This is a genomic window from Microbulbifer maximicatervae (SeqCode), from assembly GCF_052467815.1.
Genome location: NZ_CP174326.1, coordinates 3,251,292 through 3,267,895 on the forward strand (window position 1 = coordinate 3,251,292; position 16,604 = coordinate 3,267,895).

General features: G+C 50.3%; 14 protein-coding genes. 10 read left to right on the forward strand and 4 right to left on the reverse strand.

The genetic code is table 11. The features are described 5' to 3' along the window. Positions 1-96: 96 nt before the first annotated feature. The 8 genes from ACJJIW_RS14195 to ACJJIW_RS14230 all read left to right on the forward strand — a co-directional run bounded on the left by ACJJIW_RS14195 (position 97) and on the right by ACJJIW_RS14230 (position 8,386). Positions 97-531 carry a hypothetical protein gene (locus tag ACJJIW_RS14195; protein WP_282933471.1) on the forward strand — a complete coding sequence of 145 codons (435 nt, stop codon included), beginning with the start codon at positions 97-99 and terminating at the stop codon, positions 529-531. Between the two features lie 252 nt (positions 532-783). After that, positions 784-1,230 carry a DUF4399 domain-containing protein gene (locus ACJJIW_RS14200; RefSeq protein ID WP_282933470.1) on the forward strand — a complete coding sequence of 149 codons (447 nt, stop codon included), beginning with the start codon at positions 784-786 and terminating at the stop codon, positions 1,228-1,230. A gap of 58 nt (positions 1,231-1,288) precedes the next feature. Then, positions 1,289-2,674: a class II fumarate hydratase gene (locus ACJJIW_RS14205; RefSeq protein ID WP_413665142.1), complete on the forward strand. Its 1,386-nt coding sequence runs from the start codon at positions 1,289-1,291 to the stop codon at positions 2,672-2,674. 261 nt (positions 2,675-2,935) lie between these two features. Beyond that, on the forward strand, positions 2,936-3,136 hold the full coding sequence (locus tag ACJJIW_RS14210) for a hypothetical protein (RefSeq protein ID WP_282933468.1): 201 nt from the start codon (positions 2,936-2,938) through the stop codon (positions 3,134-3,136). Positions 3,137-3,139: 3 nt separating this feature from the next. Beyond that, positions 3,140-4,210 (forward strand): AraC family transcriptional regulator, encoded by a 1,071-nt coding sequence (locus ACJJIW_RS14215; protein WP_444935514.1) that lies wholly within the window; start codon positions 3,140-3,142, stop codon positions 4,208-4,210. 178 nt (positions 4,211-4,388) lie between these two features. Further along, positions 4,389-6,182: an acyl-CoA dehydrogenase C-terminal domain-containing protein gene (locus ACJJIW_RS14220; protein ID WP_413665143.1), complete on the forward strand. Its 1,794-nt coding sequence runs from the start codon at positions 4,389-4,391 to the stop codon at positions 6,180-6,182. Positions 6,183-6,263: 81 nt separating this feature from the next. Next, positions 6,264-6,599: an SCP2 sterol-binding domain-containing protein gene (locus tag ACJJIW_RS14225; RefSeq protein WP_282933465.1), complete on the forward strand. Its 336-nt coding sequence runs from the start codon at positions 6,264-6,266 to the stop codon at positions 6,597-6,599. A 149-nt stretch (positions 6,600-6,748) separates the two neighbouring features. Beyond that, the gene (locus ACJJIW_RS14230) at positions 6,749-8,386 is read left to right on the forward strand and encodes an AMP-binding protein (protein WP_413665144.1); all 1,638 of its coding nucleotides are present in this window, start codon (positions 6,749-6,751) and stop codon (positions 8,384-8,386) included. A 183-nt stretch (positions 8,387-8,569) separates the two neighbouring features. Here ACJJIW_RS14230 and ACJJIW_RS14235 read toward each other — a convergent pair whose 3' ends face one another. Both ACJJIW_RS14235 and ACJJIW_RS14240 read right to left on the reverse strand, forming a co-directional pair. Continuing rightward, positions 8,570-10,321, reverse strand: a complete 1,752-nt coding sequence (locus ACJJIW_RS14235) for a M28 family metallopeptidase (RefSeq protein WP_444935515.1) — start codon at positions 10,319-10,321, stop codon at positions 8,570-8,572. A 244-nt stretch (positions 10,322-10,565) separates the two neighbouring features. Continuing rightward, positions 10,566-11,765: a phosphatidylinositol-specific phospholipase C domain-containing protein gene (locus ACJJIW_RS14240; RefSeq protein ID WP_444935516.1), complete on the reverse strand. Its 1,200-nt coding sequence runs from the start codon at positions 11,763-11,765 to the stop codon at positions 10,566-10,568. 298 nt (positions 11,766-12,063) lie between these two features. On the opposite strand from ACJJIW_RS14240, the gene ACJJIW_RS14245 reads away from it, so the two are divergent. Then, positions 12,064-13,584: an MFS transporter gene (locus tag ACJJIW_RS14245; protein WP_444935517.1), complete on the forward strand. Its 1,521-nt coding sequence runs from the start codon at positions 12,064-12,066 to the stop codon at positions 13,582-13,584. Positions 13,585-13,789: 205 nt separating this feature from the next. Here ACJJIW_RS14245 and ACJJIW_RS14250 read toward each other — a convergent pair whose 3' ends face one another. Further along, entirely contained in the window at positions 13,790-14,914 is a 1,125-nt protein-coding gene (locus tag ACJJIW_RS14250; RefSeq protein ID WP_444894347.1) for a M14 family metallopeptidase, read from the reverse strand. A gap of 507 nt (positions 14,915-15,421) precedes the next feature. On the opposite strand from ACJJIW_RS14250, the gene ACJJIW_RS14255 reads away from it, so the two are divergent. After that, entirely contained in the window at positions 15,422-15,901 is a 480-nt protein-coding gene (locus ACJJIW_RS14255; RefSeq protein ID WP_444935518.1) for a hypothetical protein, read from the forward strand. A 63-nt stretch (positions 15,902-15,964) separates the two neighbouring features. On the opposite strand, the gene ACJJIW_RS14260 is transcribed toward ACJJIW_RS14255, so the two are convergent. Next, positions 15,965-16,585 carry a LysE family translocator gene (locus ACJJIW_RS14260; RefSeq protein ID WP_413665151.1) on the reverse strand — a complete coding sequence of 207 codons (621 nt, stop codon included), beginning with the start codon at positions 16,583-16,585 and terminating at the stop codon, positions 15,965-15,967. Between the last annotated feature and the right edge of the window lie 19 nt (positions 16,586-16,604).

Consider the following 16,604-nt stretch of genomic DNA (forward strand, 5'->3'; position numbering starts at 1 on the left):
GGCTTTCTGGTCGCTTCGCCGTTAAAGTTGATGCCTTAGATCTGTTTTGCCCTGGGTACCTGATGTCCAGTGGCACTGTGGTAAGGAATGGAATTAATGCTTCAGGGCGATCAGGAATCCATCGTTTACGGTTGTATCAAAGACAGCAATAGCCTCGCTGGCGGCAGCGATCGGCGCAGGGTGAACCGCAATGCTGTGCTCGCTCTGCCCAGTGCTGATGAATGGCCATTCCTGTGCCGGGATATGTTTGCTATTCCCACCATTAAGGTGAAGCAATCTCAGTACCAGACCGATGTTATCCACTTTGGCGCTTCCTATCGGGCGGTAGAATACGAGTGGGATTTGTGGATACAGAAGTTTGAAGAGTTGCTGAAGAGTATGTATTGGGTTTCGGCAACTGTGCATTTGGAAACTGAGCTTTCCGGCGTTCACTCTTTCAGCTGGGAGTCCGCTGGCCTCTATCACGAGCCTGGCAGCGGCGATATGCAGGTTCGCTGCGAATGGACCCAAGAGGGTCGGGTGAGTATCTGATTTTTCTGGCCCGGTTGGTCCGGGCTCTCTCTTGCCTAATTGCCGCAAAGCAGATTTAAATAAGTAGCCCTGTCACAAATCCTATCTCTCTTTTTCTTTCCGCAACTATATTCCCTGATAGTCTCTGGAACTGAAACTTTGGTCTGTTAAAGTGTCTTTGCCGAACGGTACCAAGGTGCCGCGGCCGAGAAGCTGTAAAGCCAGATTATAAGAATTGGCGCGATCTGGGCGCCCTATCAGGAAGGAATACACATGATTAAATCCAGTTCTCTGCTGTTTGCCAGCGCACTGATGTTGTCGCCGCTGTTACATGCGTCTGAGCACGAAAGCAAAATGGATATGAGCAGTAAGGCCCCAGCAGATGCCAAGGTCTATATTATCTCGCCGAAAGATGGAGAGAAGGTGCCCCAGACATTTACGGTGAAGTTTGGTTTGTCTGGTATGGGTGTGGCACCGGCGGGTACCAATCAAGAGAATACCGGCCACCATCATCTGCTGATTGACGTGGATGATATGCCGGATATGAGCAAGCCTTTGCCGGCGAGTAAGAACATCATTCACTTTGGCGGCGGGCAAACCGAGACTCAAGTTACCTTGCCACCCGGCAAGCATACGCTACAACTAGTTCTGGGCAACTATATGCATGTGCCACATAAAGAGCCTGTGATGTCCAAGAAAATTACCGTCGTGGTCGAGTAGGGCTGCAGCGGCTAAATAACCTTCTGTCGATGCATTAAGCGCATCTGGGGAGAGTGAAATGGGTGGCGAATTCCGCACTGAAAAGGACAGCCTGGGCGAAGTTCAGGTGCCGACTGAGGCGATGTATGGCGCGCAAACCCAGCGCGCCGTGGAGAATTTTCCTGTCAGTGGTCACGGCTTGCCAGCAGAGTTTATCCGCGCCATTGTGCTGATAAAGAAATCTGCCGCGGAGGCCAACCGGGACTTGGGGTTGTTGGATAAAGCCCAGGCTGAGGCCATTATCAATGCCTGCGACAGTCTCGGTGATGAGGAGTATGCCACTCATTTCCCTGTCGATATTTACCAGACAGGTTCTGGTACCAGTTCAAATATGAATGTTAATGAGGTGCTCGCCCACCTCGCAGAAAAGCATAGTGATCAAACCATCAGCCCCAATGATCACGTGAATATGAGTCAGAGCAGTAATGACGTGGTTCCCACCGCAATTCATGTGTCTGCCCTGCTTGCAGTGCGCGACACCCTGCTGCCTGCGTTGCGCCATTTGCACACTGGCTTGTGCGACAAGTCCACGGAGCTTGAAAGTATTGTAAAAACCGGTCGCACCCATCTGATGGATGCAGTGCCTATGACAATGGCGCAGGAAGTTGGAGGCTGGGCTGCACAAATAGAGGCGTGCCGGGAGAGAATTCGCGCGGTAATGCCTCGGCTTGCCCAGCTGGCTCAAGGCGGTACGGCGATTGGCACCGGGCTCAATGCTCACCCGGATTTTGCCGAGCTGTTTGCACAAAAAATCAGCGCCCACACATCTCATCAGTTTCGCCCGGCAGAGAACTTTTTTACCGCAATTTCCAGTCAGGATACGTCGGTGGAATTGTCCGGGCAGCTCAAGGTGTTGGCAGTTTCCCTGATGAAAATTGCCAATGATTTGCGTTGGATGAACAGCGGTCCGCTTGCTGGCCTCTCCGAAATCGCCCTGGAGGCCTTGCAGCCAGGGAGCAGCATTATGCCGGGCAAAGTGAACCCGGTTATTGCCGAATCAGTTACTATGGTTTGTGCCCGGGTGATGGGTAATGACACCACAGTGACCGTGGCGGGACAGAGCGGCAATTTTCAATTGAATGTTATGTTGCCTTTAGTAGGCAGTACGCTGCTGGAAAGTATTAACCTGCTCGCGAATGCATCGACCCTATTGGCTGATCGAGCCGTTGCCAGTTTCGCGGTGAATCGGGCGCATATTGAGGGAACCCTGGGCCGCAACCCCATTTTAGTGACCTCCCTTAACCCAGTGATTGGCTACCTGAAAGCGGCGGAGATTGCCAAGGCCGCCTATGCCAGCTGTAGGCCAGTGCTGGATGTTGCTGTTGAAATGACGGACCTGGATAGAGAAACGCTTGAGGAATTGTTAGATCCCGCCCATTTGGCCAAGGGTGGGCTGATCAGCTAGGGGCAAAAAAGGCGATTCCCAACAGTATTAACGATATAATGGCGGTCAGGCACATAAGCCAGTGCAAAAGCCTTAACAGCGTGGCTCGATCCTCTGGTTCCAGCATTCTTCTGCTCATTGGTGCCTCCTGCGGCGTTGACAGGAACCGGCCAATCCCTCACGATTCGACGCCGCGTCGGTACTGGGTGCCGACAATACAATGGTAGCGCCACAAAATGTGGCAGTCTCACCTGTTTTGAAAATCAATGTATCCAGATCGTCATGGCTAAAAGAAGTCGCCGCTCCTTTATTACCAGTGTCCTCGCCTGTGTCGCCTTTGTAGTGGCGGCAGTCTACAGCTGGGACCTGCCCGTTAAGGATGTTGTCACCTATTTCATTCTTCTGTTAGTGATATTACTTGTCATCATTGCTCTGGCGTTTGGGTGCGGGGCTTTATTGAATTGGTTGCGCAGGCGTAAATAATAGATGGCGTCAACGGAAGAGGATATTCGCATCCCTATCGCCTACCTCGAGCGACTGCTCGAAGAGGCGACCAGGCACGGGTGTGATCGCAAGGAGCTTTTAGCTTCTGTCGATATCGATGAGTCTGAATTGCAGGGCGTATCCGCATTTTCAGCAGTGAAGTATGGCCGCTTGTACCAGCGCGTGATGTGGCTGGCGCAAAATGAGTGGTTTGGCATGCTTAGCGGTGGAAGGGTCCGTTCCGGGTCTTTTCGCTTGTTGTGTCTGGCGGTGGTGAATTGTGCAACCCTCCGCCAGGCGATTACGCTCTGTGCCGAATTTATGGAAATCTGCCGAGGTTTTAAGGTGAAGCCGGTACTCGGAGAAGGTGGCCATGGGCGCGAGCGGGTTGAAATTTGCGGGATCAGTTCGCTGGGCAAAGGCGAATTTGAGCAGCTGCTGAATAACACGAGCCCCAGTGTGGTGCGTACAACTCTAGCGGTTTGGCACAGGTTTTATTGCTGGCTGGCAGGGCGGGAGATTCCGCTGGCCAGGTTGCACTTCTCATTTGCTTGCCCGGAAGAGTTTCGCAGTCTCGCGCAAAGCGAGGCTAATGAGTTGTTATTTGAGCAACCGTTTAATGCGCTCGAATACGATACCCGCTACCTGGAATACCCTGTGGTGCAAAGCCCGCAGATGGTTGAGGACTTTATTCGCACCGCTCCTTACCACCTGGTGATCAGCGACGGCAGTGCCAACAGTATCAAAACCAAAGTAAAAACCATTTTGAACCGGGATGTGAGCGAGTCCATGCCTGCCGCTGAGGCGGTGGCGGAGAGGCTCAATATGTCGGTCACCACGTTGCGACGTCGTCTTCAGCAGGAGGGTACCTCCTACCAGAAGCTCAAAGACGAATGTCGGATGGAAGCGGCTTTTCACTACCTCAGCTGCCCGGATCTTTCCAATGGGCAGATCGCAGAGATGCTTGGGTTCGATGAATCCAGTGCTTTCTTCCGCGCCTTTAAAAAATGGACGGGAATTACGCCAGGCGAGTATCGCCGGGGTGGTCGCGCTGCAGCTGGCCTGGATATTTGACTGGGCCAGTCACCTTTTTTCATCCTCTCGCCTCGATTTGTCACCGCTTTGGACGGGTTTGGCCATAGAGGGGGCTGCTCGCTTACTACTATGATGAACCAATCTTAGAAATTAGTCATAAATATGACTGGATGGTTTTGCCTCCGGTCCCAAACATAAGCGAATTGAGGTTATCAGGATGACCGATATCAAAATGCCACTGCGTGATTTGCGTTTCGTAATGCGCGAGATGCTGGACTCAGAAAAGCATTATGAGTCACTTGGATATGAGGAGGCTACTCCTGATGTCGTGGATGCCATCCTGGAAGAGGGTGCAAAGTTTTGTGAAAACGTTATTGCACCGCTGAACCAAATTGGCGACCAGCAAGGTTGCACCTGGAAAGATGGTGAAGTTACTACCCCGGAAGGCTTTAAAGAAGCCTACCAGCAGTTTGTAGAGGGTGGCTGGGCTGCGCTGCCTCACGATCCTGAGTACGGTGGCCAGGGCCTGCCGCCCTCGCTCGGCACTATCATGAGCGAGATGGTTGGCACCGCCAACTGGTCCTGGGGCATGTACCCCGGTTTGTCCCACGGTGCCATGAACACCCTGGAAGAGCACGGTACTGAAGAGCAGAAGCAGGTTTACCTGACCAAGCTGGTTGAAGGTAGCTGGACTGGCACTATGTGTCTGACCGAGCCTCACTGCGGTACCGATCTGGGTATTCTGCGCACCAAGGCCGAGCCGAATGACGATGGCTCCTACGCGATTACCGGCACTAAGATCTTTATCTCCGCCGGTGAGCACGATATGACTGACAATATTGTTCATATCGTACTCGCCCGCCTGCCAGACGCACCTGCTGGCACCAAGGGTATCTCCCTGTTTATCGTACCCAAGTTCCTGCCGAACGCTGATGGCTCTGCCGGTGAGCGCAACGGTGTGGTATGTGGTTCCCTCGAGCACAAAATGGGTATTCACGGCAACGCCACTGCAGTGCTGAACTTTGACGGTGCTAAAGGCTTCCTGATCGGCGAGCAGAATAAAGGCCTGAGCTATATGTTCACCTTTATGAACACTGCGCGCCTGGGTACTGCTCTGCAAGGCCTGGCTCACTCCGAGATCGGTTTCCAGAAGTCCCTGGCTTATGCAAAAGATCGCCTGCAAATGCGTTCTCTGTCCGGCGTGAAAAACCCGGAAGGCCCGGCTGACCCGATTATTGTTCACCCTGACGTGCGCCGCATGCTGATGACCCAGAAAGCCTTCTCTGAAGGTGGTCGTATGCTGGTTGTTAAGTGCGCACAGCTGGTTGATATCACTCACAAAGGCGATGCTGACGCGAAGAAAGCCGCTGACGATATGCTGGCTTTCCTGACGCCGATTGCAAAAGCATTTTTGACAGAAGCCGGTTTTGAATCTGCCAACCTGGGTATGCAGTGTTTCGGTGGCCACGGTTATATTGCCGAGTGGGGCGTGGAGCAGAACGTACGTGATGCGCGTATCTCCACTATCTATGAAGGCACCACTGGTATTCAGGCTCTGGACCTGTTGGGTCGTAAGGTTCTGATGACCCAGGGTGAATTACTGCGCGGTTTCACCAAGCAGGTTCACAAATTCTGCCAGGCGGAAATTGATAACGAAGCACTGGCGCCTTTCGTTGCTAAATTGCAAGAGCTTAACAAGCAGTGGGGCGACCTGACCTTGCACGTTGGCGGCAAAGCTATGGAAAACCCAGACGAAGTCGGTGCTGCTTCTGTAGATTACCTGATGTTCTCCGGTTACACCGTACTGGCCTTCCTGTGGGCACAGGCGGCTAAAGTTGCCAATGAAAAACTGGCAGCGGGCACTGGAGAAGAAGATTTCTACAAGGCGAAAATTACTACCGCGCGTTTCTTCTTCGAGCGTATCCTTCCTCGCACTTCCAGCCACGCAACGTCCATGTTGAGTGGAGCAGGCAACTTGATGGAATTGGATGCCGAGCATTTTGCATTCTGATCCCGCTCTGAAATGAAAACCGCCGGCAAATGCCGGCGGTTTTTTTGTGAGTAATAAAGCGGCTTAAACGGAGAATTTCCGATGCAATTGCCGGATTCAGTTCAAGAGCGCCTGTGTCACTTAGCTTGTTCGTACCCGCTGGCTCGGGTACAGTTCCGGCTGCCAGATGCCTGTGACTTCTATGTTTATGTCACCGAAGTATCTAAAAATTACAAAGTGATTTCCGAATTTGGTCAGACTGATAATCCAGAACTAACATTGGAAATGGAAAACAGCACTCTCAGTGCTATATTGGACGGTCAATTAAGTGGGCGTCACGCCTTCCTTTTGGGGGATGTTCAATATTCTGGAAATCGCGAGTTGGCCGCAGCATTGGCAGGTTTATTTCCTGCGAATAGTGAAGAGGGAGATCGGTAAAGAGAGGTTTTAAACCTTCTTTTTCACCGTCTCAAAGATACTACAAACAATAAATAAATTCTCGCTCGCCCAGAGATATGGCAGCTTTCGCCTATGGAGACGGAAGGTGTGGGCAAGCGACGACAACAATCAGGAATGGGAGAAGAGAGTTGGACATTGATCGCAGCATACTTGATGTCTTTAAAGGCGCTTGCGCCAAATTCGGTGACCGGCCGGCTTTCACATGCCTGGGGCGTACACTTTCAATCAATGATATTGACACGCTAAGTGGAAAATTCGCCTCTTATTTACAAAATCATACCGACTTGAAGCCCGGTGATCGCATCGCTGTCCAGCTGCCCAACGTGCTGCAGTACCCAGTAGTTGTTTTTGGTGCACTGCGCGCAGGTTTGGTTGTAGTAAATACCAATCCGCTGTACACGCAGCGCGAGCTTAAGCACCAGCTGAATGATTCAGGGGCCAAGGCTCTGGTCGTACTGGCGAATATTGCCGATACCGCTGCTGCGGTGGTTGCTGAAACCGATGTAAAACAAGTTATTGTTACTGAGATTGCGGACCTGCACAGTCCGCTGAAGCGTACCTTGATCAACAGTGTGGCGAAGTACGTTAAGAAAATGGTGCCCGAATTTTCGTTTGCCAATGAAGTTAGCTTCCGCGATGCAATGGCAAAAGGCGCTGAGCGTCCTCATAAGGATGTTGAGCGCACCAAAGAAGATATTGCAGTTCTGCAGTATACCGGCGGTACTACCGGGGTTGCCAAAGGGGCAATGCTGACTAATGGTAATCTGGTTGCGAATATGGAGCAGGTTCGTATCGCATTTGCCAGTGGTATGAAAGAAGGTGAGGAGTTCTATATTGCACCTTTGCCTCTTTACCATATCTACGCATTTACCATCCACTGCATGTGCCTTTTCTCCACGGGCAACCACTCGTTGTTAGTGCCCAACCCGAGGGATATTCCGGGTTTTGTGAAGATGCTGAAAGGCCTGCGTTTCACTGGATTTGTTGGGCTCAATACCCTGTTCAATGGCCTGATGCGCAACAAGGATTTTGCTGAACTGGACTTCAGCAAATTGCACTCAACAGCTTCTGGTGGCATGGCGTTAACTCGCGATACTGCTAAGCGCTGGGAGGAAATGACCGGTTGTATGATCATGGAAGGTTACGGTATGACTGAAACCTCCCCGGTTGTTTCATTTAACCCCACTGACGGTGTTCAGCTGGGTACAGTGGGCGTTCCTGTTCCCGGTACCGAGGTCAAGGTTGTCGATGAGAATGGCAATGACCTGCCAAACAACTCTCCTGGCGAGCTGTGCGTGCGCGGACCTCAGGTGATGAAAGGCTACTGGCAGCGTCCGGAAGCGACAGCGGATACCATCGACAGTGAAGGTTGGTTGAATACCGGCGATATGGCCGTTATTCAGGATGATGGTTACATCAAAATCGTAGATCGCAAGAAGGACATGATTATTGTGTCCGGCTTCAATGTATATCCCAATGAGATTGAAGACGTGATCAGCGCGCATCCGAAGGTCACTGAAGCTGCCGCTATCGGTATCCCGGATGAGAAAAGTGGTGAGCAGGTGAAGCTCTTCCTGGTGAAGGCTGATCCATCTTTGACTGAAGATGAAGTTGTCGCCTACTGCCGTGAGCATATGACGGCTTACAAAGTGCCGAAGCATGTGGAGTTCCGTGAGGACTTGCCCAAAACTAATGTGGGTAAAATCTTACGCCGCGAACTTCGCGATGAAGAGTTGAAAAAGCTTGAGGCTACTAGCGCTGCTTAAGTCGCTATTTAGCTAAAGAGCTCATTCGCATAAAAGGCCCTGCTGGAGACAGTGGGGCTTTTTTATTGGTTTTGATTCAGGGAGAGGCACCTGCAGCTAATGCAGGGTTGATATTTGGGGTGGGAAGTTTGGTGGCACCGAGGAGGTGCCACCAAGGAAAAGCGGGATATTTATCCTGCTTGGTTATTTGCGGCTTTCGGCACTGGCGTCGCGAATAGCGCGGAACTCATTGCCTTCATACCAGTTGGGCCAGTCGCGGCTGTTCGCCAGCTTCAGGCCCAATTGCAGGCCCAGTTGCAGATTCATAGCGGCGCCTTTCAGGTTCCAGTTGGGGTCGTACTCATCTCCCGGCTTGTGGTAGTGCTGGCTGAGATATTCCTTGTCCTTGGATTGTGCCCACTCCCGGCCGTGCTCATGGTTTTCGCTACCGGAATCAAAATACAGCATTGGCACGCCTTCTTTTGCCAGGCTGAAATGATCTGAGCGATAGAAGTAGCCGCGTTCCGGGTGCTCTTCAGCAGCCAGATAGCGGCCCTGCTTTTTGGCGGCTGCTTCTAAGAGATTTTCCAGCTCGCTGCTGCCGAAGCCTACGACGGTGATGTCTTTGGTGGGGCCCAAGACATTCATGGCGTCGAAGTTAAAGCCGGCAACCGTCTTTTCCAGAGGTTCAACTGGGTTGGCGGCATAGTATTTGGAGCCGAGTAAACCGGACTCTTCAGCAGTTACTGCAACGAATACCAGGGAGCGATCAGCTTGATCCTCTTTTACTGCTTGGGCTGCAAGAGCAAGTAGTCCGGCGGTGCCGGTGGCATTGTCCACTGCGCCATTGAAGATATGGTCTTCGCCAGAAGCATTTCTGTTGACCCCTAAGTGGTCCCAGTGGGCAGTGTAAACAATGGTTTCATCTGCGTACTTTTTGCCGGGTAACTTAGCAATAACATTGCGAGAGTTGGACTTCTCAAGGCTGTTGCTGAGTTCGATGCTGGCTTTGAGTTCCAGTAACTTAGGCTTGAATCCCGGTGCTTTTGCAGCTGCCATTTCTTCGGCCAAATCGAGACCTGCTGCCTGGAACAGATCCTTCGCTGCCTGGTTGGTGATCCAGGCCTCAATCGCCACGCGGTCGATATTCTTGTTTTCTGCTTCAAGGGTTACCTGGGCGCCAGACCAAGAGCCGCTCACTACCTCCCAGGGGTAACCGGCAGCGCCATTCTCATGGATGATAATGGCCCCTGCGGCGCCCTGACGGGCAGCTTCTTCAAACTTGTAGCTCCAGCGACCGTAGTAGGTCATGGCATTGCCGTTAAATAGAGCCTCATCTTGGGTGGCATAGCCGGGGTCATTCACCAAAATGACTGCGGTTTTGCCCTCCATATCCAGACCTGCGTAGTCATTCCAGTTGTTTTCTGGAGCTACGATGCCGTAACCGACAAAAACCAATTCGCTTTCATTAAGGCTGGATGCGCTGGTTTGGCGCTGGGTAAACGCGACCATATCGTCAATAGGTTTTAGAACCTGGCCCACACCTTCGCCCTGAATAGTAAGGGGGGTGGATTGAATATCCATTTCTACAATGGGGACTTCCTGGAACCAGCTGGGGTTACCGTCGGAGTCTACGGTACCAGGGGTAAGTCCGAGCGCCTTAAATTGCTCTGCCAGATAGTTTACCGTCAGCTCTTCACCTTTACTGGCGGGAGCGCGGCCTTCGAATTCATCGGAGGCCAAAACGGCGACATGCTTGTGCAGGTCGGCAGCGACAGTATCAATTTGAGCCTTCTCAGCGGCTTCTAGATTGAGCTTTTCAGTGCTGTGCTCGATATGTTCTTTATGGGAGTGCGCTTGTGAGCTGACTTCTTCGTTGCCCTTGCTACAACCGCTGATAACACCGCCGATGGCTATAGCTAAGCCAAGGCGGCGCCAGGTGGTAGGAATTCGCATAATTTTGTCCTGACAGTCTTGTTAGGAGGCAGATTATGCCTGATCTTGTCTTAACTAACGACATATCAGCGATCAGTGGAGAGTAGAGTGTGGCTGGGCCCAGAGCTATATTCCCGTTTTGGTAATTTAGTTGAATATGGTGACAGGATTTGTGTTTGAGAGGTTTCAATAAAACTCGCCTTGGATAGGAGGCTCGGGCTTAGCCTCCTATCCAGCCTAAACCCTCAAGTCGAGATTTTTGAGGTTAATTGTGCTGCCACTGGCCCTCAGTTATCTGGTCCTGATAGTTAATCCACACCTTGTCATAGCCAGTGGTTTCCTTGGCATTTTTAAGGGCTTGGTTGTCCTGGCTATTGGTGGGGGCGGAAAACACATAGTCATTGTCCAGTGCCTGGCACACCCCGGCACCATAAGAGAATGGGCCTGTGGAGGCGCTGACCAGCCAGCTACCGTCAGCCGTGTTCTTACATGCGAAGCTATATTGGTTGCTGCAGTTGGCATCATTCCAGCGCCCGTTGCCCCACTGCATGGCGCAGTCCTCATTGTTCAAGTTATTTGGCTCATTCTGATCCCATGACCAAATAGCTGCAGCGATGCGGCCATCAGTCGTATTCATATTATCGAGGTTGATTATGTTGTGACCTATAGCAAAGCCATTGCGAACATCATCGGCTGTGATTCGTTCAATACCACCGCTAAAAATTTCCCCTATGGTGCCAATAGTGGTGCTGTCTTCCCACACTCGACCGATTTCCCCTAATCCGGTGAAGGCCATGTTCTTCATGTCACCATTTCCAGAGCAGCCGCTATCTTTCCACACGACGACTTGTTTCCCTGCAGCAAGCACATCATTTTTTGTAAGGCTGCTGGGAATGCTCTGGCAGCCGCCACTGTAGAAAATCTTATCCCCGAATCGATCGGTTATTTGGTTGTAGAGATCTTGATGGCGCCCATCAGAATGGTCCTCAATATATAAAATGATGACTTCGTCCTGGTTGGCACTGTCATTTAGCCAGTCCTTTATTTCGTTAAATCCTTCAGTCGCGTACTTGTCATTGATACTGCAGAGCCCATGGCACAGAAGTAATCTTTTGGGATAGGAAAAAAGGCTCTCCATTTTCGTTGTCCAATGGACATCCAGTTCTATAAAGCGAGCTCCCATGCGCAATTGATCTTTTATGGAATGCTCCTGTTGAGGGTCCAGGTAGCGACATCCCACTGAGAAGTTACAGGCGCGATACACTTCTGAGTTGTAAGAATTGTGTGTCCCCAAAATATTGTTTTCACTCATGGGAGTGTGGTTGTCTATTTGACGCTGTAGATCCAAGGCTGTGCCTGTCCAGCTGTTTTGGAAATCAGAAATGCTATCGGCCCAAAGGGGGGGAGAGGCGAAGGAAAGTACAAATAGAATCGATAGGATCATCTGTCTGATAGTGTGTTTCATTATTTTTCTCCGGACTGAGTAGATACGCTACCTTTGCAGTAGACGCTAGTGAATATTTTTTAATTTTTATTGGTGTGTGGTGCCTTAAGGTACCGTTTTTATTATTTTTGCTTTTTACTACGAATTGGACTTTTTTGTCTATGTGAAGAGGGTTGGTTTCTTGTTGTTTTCTGGTGGCATCATAATTCTATTGATAATGGATGGGTTGTGTAGCTCTCTCAGCAATAAATGCCGATAAATTATTCAGGGTCTTTCCTTGCTTTAATTAACAAGCTGCATAAGGGGAATTATGCGACTAATGAATAAGTGGGTTGTTTTGCTTGGCTCCTTTCCAGCCACCTTTATTTTGGGGTTGGACTACACCATTGTCAGTATTGCGCTGCCGACAATCCAGCAGAGTTTAGGTGCATCCTTTATTCAAACCCAGTGGGTTATGAATATATTTATGTTGATGCTATGTATCCTGATGGCCAGTATGGGGAGATTGGGGGATATTGTGGGCTCGCTGAAGATGCTCAATATTGGATGGGTATTACTTGCAGTTAGCTCCCTTTTCGCGGGATTGGCTGAGGATCCACTTTGGTTAATTGTCTGGCGGGCCTTTCAAGGTGTCTCCATTGCCATAATCGTGCCGAATAATATTGCGTTGCTGTCCCACACTTTTGTAGAAAAAGAAGCTGGATTTGCAATGGGATGGTGGATGTCGGTATTGGCTGTCGGCTTTGCCCTTGGTCCGGTGTTGGGTGGGGTCCTATGTGAGTATTTGTCTTGGAGGTCGATCTTTTTTATTAATATCCCCTTTGTGCTGGTCAGTATGGTGCTTGGCCTTTTTGTAATGCGGAGCCCGCAAAATTTAGATAAAGAAAAAAGTTATATTGACTGGCGTGGAATGATACTTCTTGCGCTTAGTGTGGGTTCGCTAGTGGTGTTAGTAGTTGAAGGGGCGCAAGTGGGTTGGTTGAGCTGGCCGATACTGTTGTTATTGGTTATTTCTATATTGAGTTTTATTGCCCTTTTTCGTGTTGAGCGAAAACTGGAGCAACCGTTGATCCATTTTGCCTATTTTAAGAATTCGCTATTCTCTGCTTGTGTTTTAACCAATTTTAGCTTGTTGATATTTCTCATTTCTGCTTTCTTTTTATTGCCATTTTATTTGCATATTGTGCGTCAGGATACAACGGTAATGTCCGGCCTGATTTTACTCCCTATTACCTTGGTGATGGCTTTGGTATCTCCTGTGGCGGGCAGAATGGCAGCTAATTCCGCACCTGCGGCTCCAATCTTAATTGGTGTCATATGTATTTTGATTGCGGCAATCGTAATGACGCAATTCTCAGTGGATACCAATTTTTCAACGCTTTTGCTGGCTTTTATACCTTTTGGTGTGGCTTGGGGGTTTGTATTTAGTGCGACAGCGCCAATCGCTATTGGCGCTTTGCCGCCTAATAGTGCAGGTATAGCAACCGGAATGTTGTGGGGCATACAAAACATAGGCGCAGCACTTGGTTTGGCTGTAGTGGGTACTGTATTCCGGATAATGGAAAAACAGAGTTTGCTAAATCAATTGCAGGAAAGTGGGGTGCAGATTACCAGTGCACTGGAAAAATATATCGATGCATTGCTGATTAATCCTGAAAGGATAGAGCGTGGCGCAATGGGGGTGTCTGCTGCTCTGCACAGTCGCATCGCTAACATGTTTAATGAGGCTTTTGCCCAGGCTTTTCAGTCGGTGATGTGGGGGTTGGTGGTATTTACTTTCCTTTTGTTGGTTGCTGTAGCTGTATTATTAAAAAAATCACAGCGTAATAAGAAAAGTTAGAGATGTTGTTTTGATGATCTCTGCAATCTTTGAAATATAGAGGCTATCCTGTGACTTTTGGCTCAAAAATAAACGCCTACTCGGTTTTTATAAATCAATAATTGCAATAAGAAAAGTCTCTCTAAAACTGGGCTGCCGTTTGAAACAGCCCAGCTCAAATTAATTTCTCTTACCGGTAACGGTGATTTAGTTCACCGGATAGAGGTTATTTGAGTGTTTTTAACACTTCGCGAATTGGGAAAAGAATATCGCGAGCGAGTTGTTGGCTTCGCGCCGGGGACCAACCTTCGATCAAGTCGGGCAGGTCATCATTGTCTTTAAACGGCATCTCCAATGTTAGAGCCAGGGTGCGGAATTGATGTCCAGCCCAGGCGGTACCAATTGTCAGATTTGCTTCGCCGGGTTTATCCAGCTCATATCCATGCTCCGTTTGGAAGTCGGGGCTGATGGCCTCATAAGCTTGCTTAAATGTCTCTTCCAACTTGGCGTGGCGCTCGTCATAGCCGGGAATACCTTCACAAGCCGCAACAAAGTTATAGGGCAGGGCTTCATCACCATGAATATCCAGGAAGATATCTCCGCCCAGCTCCAGCATCTTCTCCCTGACCAAAAAGACCTCCGGGCTTCGCTCCATTGTGGGGTTGAGCCACTCACGGTTCAGGTTGGCGCCCGCAGCGTTAGTGCGCAGATGCCCGCGAACGCTGCCGTCGGGGTTCATATTGGGTACTACATAAAAAACGGTATCTGCCAGCAAGCTTTGCGCAGTAGGATTGGCATGGTCGAGCAAGGTTTCCAGGAAGCCCTCGACAAACCATTCTGCCATGGTCTCTCCTGGGTGTTGGCGGGCAATCATCCAAACACGATGTTTTGCGGTGTCGGCGTTGCCAACCGTGAGCATGGTCATATCGCGCTCATCAAGGGTTTTACCGAGAGTTTGCAGTTTGACCAGGTCGTGGCTCTGCGCCCAAGCGAGCAGGTCCAGGTGGCGTTCCCAGGAGTAGGGGGCAAAATAGGCGAGATAGATACTGGGTTCATCCAGGGTTACAGTGAAGTCCAGAGTATTGCCGTCGTAGTTGGCGCCAATTCTGAACCAATTTTGACGATCGTAAGAGGCACAGATGCGGTAGTTTTCCCAGCCTTCCGGGTAGGCGGATTTGCCGGCATTAACGATGCGCAAGGGATAGCTGGTGCCAATATCGCCTTCCAGACGAAAGTGAAACCATTGGTAGAAGTCAGAATTGTTGTCCTGACGGATTGCTAGCTCTATTGGATTGCTGTCGGTATTGATAACTTCGATATTGCCGCTGTCAAAGGCGCTGCTGATATACATGTAGAGAGCTCCACTCTTGTTCTTGGGCGCAGGATACAGCGGTAGGGGGAATTTTCCAGGAAGAAAGGTAGGGGATCTCGCCAATTTTGGGTGCGATAGGACGAAATCTCCTTTATTTAGTGAAATAGAAAAGCACGGCATCGATAAGGATACCGTGCTTTAGCCAATCCCTGGCGGCACCTGCTACGACTACTGCTCCCTGAAATTTCCGGTGTCGGACCCCAGGCGACTGCTTACTGCCCGGTCAGATCACAAGTGCGTCACTCCACACTGTCAGAAATTAGTAAATCTCCTTAACATCCCGCAGCAAGTGCTGGTTAAAGTTTAGGCAATCGAGCCTGTTTGATGTTGTACGAACGTTTCGATCGGCGTAAATTTGATGATCTTTTTGTCTCAGGGCTATCTGACGTGAATTTGTACAGATAGAGAATAGATCCCATGGCATTAGTGGGAATAGAAAGAACAAGTAATAGCTCCGCATAGGGGGCTTTCGTGAGAGGTGACACCATGAATAGAGTGATTAAACGAAGTGTCGTGGCATCCGCTGCGCTTGTAACAGTGATGAATCTGAGCGCCTGCGGCTATTTCCTGTACCCGGAGCGCAAAGGGCAGGCGGGTGGGCGAGTTGATCCTGCGGTCGTAATCTTGGACGGCGTAGGCCTGCTATTTGGCCTGCTGCCGGGCATAGTGGCCTTCGCTGTCGATATTACCAATGGCACTATTTATTTGCCGCCAGGTCACAGCTCTGTGTTTGATCGCCATTTAAGCAGTACTGACCAGGGGGCACCTGCGGAGGTTACAGACGAAGAGGGGCAGGTCTGGATCCGACTTCCGGTGGAGGGCGTCGATGAGAATACCCGACTAGAAGTACTCAGTGATCAGTTATCAGGGATAACAGGGCAGCAAGTAGAGGCTGAAGATATTGTTTGGTTACAGGACTCAGCCGAGCTTCGTGCAGTAAGCCGTTTCCAGGCTGCGTCTCGCTAGTTTTTCCTAGCTCTGAGCGCCTCGGGAGCTAGGCTCCCGAGCTTAAGCTGTTGAAGAGACCTTTCAGGTGGCTGCGCCAAAGGGGGTAAGCCCCTCGAGGGCCAAGGGGATAACGCTTGCAGCAAGCAACAATCCCATAGCAATGTTAAAGCTTCGTAAGTAGCGTGGTTCAGTCAGGAACCGTTTTAGCCCAACGCCAAAGAATAGCCAAATGGCAACGCAAGGCCCGCCAATGGTGATAAATGCCAGTGCAACCTTAACAACTCCCGACCATATTTCTGTGCCGGGACTGGTGAAAGCAGCCAGTGCTCCAGTGGCCATAATCCAGCCTTTAGGATTGATCCACTGAAAAGCCATCGCCTGAGTAAAGCTCAGGGGTTGGCTTGAATTTCCAGAACCCATTTCCCGGGTCGAACCAATTATCCATGCCAGGTAGAGTAAATAGGCAATGCCTGCCCAGCGAATTACCTCATGCAAAAAAGGGAAGTGATTGAAGGCGGTTCCCAGTCCCAAGCCAATGGCAACCACCATGGCGGGAAATCCCAGCCAAATTCCCAGTAGGTGAGGTGTTGAACTGTAGATGCCGTGATTGAGTCCTGAGGACATAATCATCAGGTTATTAGGGCCCGGTGTAATACTGGCTGAGAAAGCAAAAAGGGCGATTGGCAAAAGAGATTCAATCACAGGTGTACCAGAGGAAAAG